This window comes from Vibrio sp. 704 (assembly GCF_033339295.1).
Map to the genome: position 1 here is coordinate 1 of NZ_JAWOUH010000889.1, position 545 is coordinate 545.

General features: G+C 48.8%; 1 protein-coding gene. It reads left to right on the top strand.

Features of this window, described 5'->3' with window-relative positions; all coding sequences use genetic code 11:
• Positions 1 to 537 (top strand): 23S rRNA (guanosine(2251)-2'-O)-methyltransferase RlmB (gene rlmB / locus R7R24_RS29710; RefSeq protein ID WP_318120589.1); only part of this gene is annotated, 537 nt, incomplete at its 5' end.
• Positions 538 to 545 lie beyond the last annotated feature (8 nt).

The following is a 545-nucleotide window of genomic DNA, read 5'->3' on the forward strand; positions in this document are numbered from 1 at the left end:
ATAGCCGCCGCCGCAGAATATTTGGACGAAGACGAACTTTTGGATTCTCTTCCTGCCGAACCTTTGTTAGTTTTACTCGATACAATCGAAGATCCGAGAAATCTGGGAGCGATTTTACGGACTGCCGAATGCGCCGGCGCAGACGGTGTTTTTTTACCTAATCGTCGTTCTGCGGGATTGACTGAGGCCGCAGTCAAAACTTCCGCAGGTGCTGCCGAATATCTGAAAATTGCCCGAACTGCCAATCTCAACAGACTGATTGATAACCTAAAGAGCCGCGGAATCTGGATTGTCGGTGCGGATGGAGCCGCAGATATGGATTATACCGAATGGGATTGGAGTCTTCCTACGGCACTTGTGCTTGGCTCGGAAGGTTCCGGCTTACGAAGGCTGGTAAGTGAAAACTGCGACAGTAAGGTAAGAATTCCCATGTATGGGAAAATCAATTCCTTGAACGTTTCGGTCGCCGCCGGCGTTTTATTATTTGAGGCCCGGAGACGGCGAAAATCTAAAGATAGAACCAAGGACGGAGAGTAAAATCTATG